Raw genomic sequence first — 3,866 nt, forward strand, 5'->3', positions numbered from 1 at the left:
GTCCTGAGCCAGGATCAAACTCTCCAAAAAAAGTTATGTCACTTCAATGAAGAAGATGATTCGCTCATGATTTCTTTGAAACTCTTTCGAGTTTCTCTCATTGGCTGTCCTTGTTGTTTAGTTTTCAAAGATCAGGATATTTTCTTTTGCTGTTTAGGACCGGAGTTATATCTTAGCATTTTCAACTCATGTTGTCAATAGCTAATTTGCATTGTTCGGCTGAACAGTTCGAATTTCTACTGCATTTCAACCACCGTGCGTCGTTTAGGCGCTTTGTTAGAATACCTCATTTATCCCGAACTGTCAACTGTTTTTTATTTGTTATTACATCTACTATTACTTTGATTTGCTGAAGACTGTATGAATCCCTTTTTTTAGTCTGGCAGTATAAGTAATATAAATAACTAATTAACCGCTGAATGAGTTGCACACAGCAGTTCAATCAGCGGTTAACATGGTTAACAATTAAAGTCTAACTACTATTTTTCTCTTTTGAAACACATGAACCAGTCAAGACAATAAGTATCATCATCTTGTTTTTCCATTCTTTCTTTTGCAGTGCCACAAGATCCTGCTGTTGGAACAACAACGTCATCTCCAGGTCTCCAGTCTGCAGGAGTTGCAACTCCATCTTTATCTGCCTTATGAAGTGCAAGAATTATTCGCTTAATTTCATCAAAATTTCTACCAGTAGAAAGAGGATAGTAAAGGATACAACGTATTTTAGCTTGCGGATCGATAACAAATACTGCTCTTACTGCCTGCGTATCGGATTGCCCTGGCTGAATCATACCAAACTTATTTGCAACATCCATTTTTATATCTTCTATCAATGGGAATGTAACCTCTACATTTTTCATACCTTTATACTCAAGCTCTTGGATCTTTCTAAGCCAAGCAATATGTGCATATAAGGAATCTACTGAAAGTCCTATCAGTTCAGTATTTAGCTCTTTGAACTCATCAATCATCGTTGCAAATGTCATAAACTCAGTCGTGCAGACTGGTGTAAAATCCGCAGGATGGGAGAACAAAATTACCCATTTTCCCTTATAATCTTCCGGAAAGTTAATATCCCCCTGGGTTGTTCTTGCCTTAAAAGCCGGTGCTTCGTCTCCTATCAAAGGCATCCTGTTAAAATTCTCATTTTCCACACTAAAAACCTCCTCATATTTTTTCTTTAAACTATAGGTAGATCCAAAAAGGACAACTATGTATTATTGTATTATATTAGTAATAATTATCATTTTATTATTACTACAATTTATTATAGTTCTATAGTAAATAATTGTCAATATTTTTTCCTTAATTTCCAAAATAATTTTCAAATGTAATTTATCCGATCTCCTTCAATACGTGTGCTTTCCTTGCGAAGCTAACATCGCCAAGTGCCCAGTAAAGAAATTAGATAACCACAATCCATTTGATTCCATTATATCTTCCTCATAGGTTTTACTCTAAATGAACACTATAATAAGTGAAATATAGTATCCTCTCAGAAAGGAACTAAACTATGGACATTTCTCTTGAAGACATTATAAAGGCAAAAGCAACACTCCGAGGAATTTCCTATAAAACAGCGTTAGTCCACAATCCCATCTTGAGTAGTCTTAGTGGTAATCAAGTCCACGTAAAGATGGAAAACCTTCAACGCACCGGCTCCTTTAAAATCAGAGGAGCGTACAACAAAATAGCTAATTTAACTGACAAGGAAAAAGAATATGGTGTAATTGCCTCTTCTGCTGGTAATCACGCCCAAGGTGTTGCTGTAGCTGCAACTATTTATGGGATCGAGTCAACAATTGTCATGCCTTTGCATGCTCCTCTTTCCAAAGTAACTGCAACACGCAAGTATGGTGCAGAAGTCATTCTTTACGGCGAAGTGTATGACGAAGCTTATAATGAGGCCCGACGCATTCAGTCAGAAACTCAAGCGACGTTCATTCATCCCTTTAACGATCCACTGGTAATTGCAGGTCAGGGAACTATTGCTTTAGAGATCCTTGATGAGCTACCCGAGGTTGAAGTCGTCGTTTTACCCATTGGCGGAGGTGGATTGATTTCAGGCGTAGCCTTAGCACTAAAGACTTTAAATTCCTCTATAAAAATAATAGGGGTGCAGAGTAAAAATAATCCTTCGATGTTAGAATCGATAGCCAATCATCGCGTAATGACAATCGATGGCATTCCAAGCATTGCTGATGGGATTGCTGTGAAAACACCCGGTGATCTAACCTTTAAACTTGTAAAGCAATATGTTGACGATATCGTAACCGTCGACGAGGACGAAATAGCCAGCACAATGCTTCTGTTCTTAGAAAGTGCTAAAGTGGTTGCGGAAGGTGCTGGTGCTACTGCAGCCGCTGGGATTATACATAGTCTAACTCATTACAAAAATCGCAAAATGGTTGCCGTTTTGAGTGGAGGAAACGTTGATGTTAACATTCTTGCGCGCACGATCGACAAAGGACTTATCAAGAATGGGCGAAAGTGTTTTCTTACGACTGTCATTAGCGATCGACCTGGCGCTCTAGCACAACTTTTACAGTTGATTGCAAGCAAGGGGGCCAATGTCCTGGCAGTTACACACCGAAGGGAAACCTTGGATATACCGATCAGTTACGCCAAGGTAGAGCTCGAGTTAGAAACTATCGATGCAGACCAAGTACAAACAATCAAAGAATTGCTCGAAGAAAATTATTACCGAGTTATAATACAGTAAATTTCCACCCCTTACAGATATCTGGATCATTTTTATGTATTGTGTGATACTCACTTAGGTCCGCTATCTATGAATACTATAAAGGAATATCTCTTGAACCAGATAGTATCCAAAGAACTCCTAGTCTTTAATTCTCATTCCGATTGGGATCATATCTGGGGAAATTGTGTTTTCGAGAGTGCAGAGGTCATCGGGCATGAAAAGGCAAAAAAAGAACTTTTTGGACGTAGTGTAAGTGAATTCGGAGGATTTTAAAGCAATACTCTATAAACACCTTAGAGGACTGTAAATCTAGGTCTGTCACAAAGCCCATTATCCTGCTTTTGCTATCCCTTTTCTTTTTTCTATAATGGATTCTCAATATATTTCTCTGCTGTATTTTGCTTATTATATAAACTAATAAGCAACTATCGCTATGCTTGAATTGGGGCGAAACTTCGCTTCCCATCTAGGAGTGAGTAAAACACATCTATTCTAGCCCTATCATAAGAGGCAAAATTTAACTTAGCCTTTTCGGGATTCTGATATACTTTCCAGTAGCTGTTTAGCAAGCAACCTTTAGCTCCGTTTTGAATAAAGCCAACAACATCTTCCAGTGGAATGCCCAAAAAGATTCCAACTTCGTGCGGACAAGACTTTTCGAATCGCCTTTTAAGAAAAGATAGGTACTCATCCAAAACTAACTTATTCGGATATCCTAAGGCTTTAAGAAAATTTCTGTTTTTTTCTTTCAATAAAGTTTGTTTTAACAGTAACCTATTAAAGAAGATCAAAAGAACTCTTCTGGGGCATTTTCTAATCTTATCATTTAATCCAACCCTATACTCTTACCAGTTTGAATCGAACAGAGGACCCGCAGGTTTATTCAGAAATAAAAGGAGCTAATACTCTGTTCTTAGAGTATTAGCTCCTTTACCTTGGGACACGTTATGTGTTCATGTTGTATATAGTGTCTGCAGTGTGACATATACACAGAAAAACTATCTCGTTAGAGATAGTTTTTCGCTTGTTTACCTGGCGATGACCTACTTTCCCAGGAGCTATGCTCCAAGTATCCTTGGCCCTGGAACGAAAGGCACGATAGTGTCCTGTGGACAGTATCGCCGAGCCACCCGCCCCAAAGAAACACTTCGTGGCGAAGGGG

The 3,866-nt window shown here is 38.5% G+C and carries 5 protein-coding genes; 3 read left to right on the top strand and 2 right to left on the bottom strand.

Annotated elements, in window-relative coordinates; all coding sequences use genetic code 11:
* The coding region (locus M8E35_RS26000) for a hypothetical protein (protein WP_252473873.1) at nucleotides 1-201 on the top strand (201 nt) is incomplete at its 5' end.
* A gap of 278 nt (nucleotides 202-479) precedes the next feature.
* On the opposite strand, the gene M8E35_RS26005 is transcribed toward M8E35_RS26000, so the two are convergent.
* On the bottom strand, nucleotides 480-1,154 hold the full coding sequence (locus M8E35_RS26005; protein WP_373887492.1) for a peroxiredoxin: 675 nt from the start codon (nucleotides 1,152-1,154) through the stop codon (nucleotides 480-482).
* A gap of 359 nt (nucleotides 1,155-1,513) precedes the next feature.
* Between M8E35_RS26005 and ilvA the strand changes: the two genes are divergently transcribed.
* The gene (ilvA, locus tag M8E35_RS26010; protein WP_252473874.1) at nucleotides 1,514-2,722 is read left to right on the top strand and encodes a threonine ammonia-lyase; all 1,209 of its coding nucleotides are present in this window, start codon (nucleotides 1,514-1,516) and stop codon (nucleotides 2,720-2,722) included.
* A 413-nt stretch (nucleotides 2,723-3,135) separates the two neighbouring features.
* Here ilvA and M8E35_RS26015 read toward each other — a convergent pair whose 3' ends face one another.
* Nucleotides 3,136-3,522 carry a DUF3793 family protein gene (locus M8E35_RS26015; protein ID WP_302050418.1) on the bottom strand — a complete coding sequence of 129 codons (387 nt, stop codon included), beginning with the start codon at nucleotides 3,520-3,522 and terminating at the stop codon, nucleotides 3,136-3,138.
* Between the two features lie 160 nt (nucleotides 3,523-3,682).
* Here M8E35_RS26015 and M8E35_RS26020 point away from each other — a divergent pair.
* Nucleotides 3,683-3,866, top strand: a 184-nt coding sequence (locus M8E35_RS26020; RefSeq protein ID WP_252473876.1) for a hypothetical protein, incomplete at its 3' end; no start/stop codon positions are given.

The sequence above is a fragment of the Desulfosporosinus nitroreducens genome (assembly GCF_023897015.1).
Classification (GTDB): domain Bacteria; phylum Bacillota; class Desulfitobacteriia; order Desulfitobacteriales; family Desulfitobacteriaceae; genus Desulfosporosinus; species Desulfosporosinus nitroreducens.

Excerpts from the sequence above, each read along its gene's own strand:
- ilvA (WP_252473874.1), top strand. The coding sequence starts at position 1,514 with ATGGACATTTCTCTTGAAGACATTATAAAGGCAAAAGCAACACTCCGA.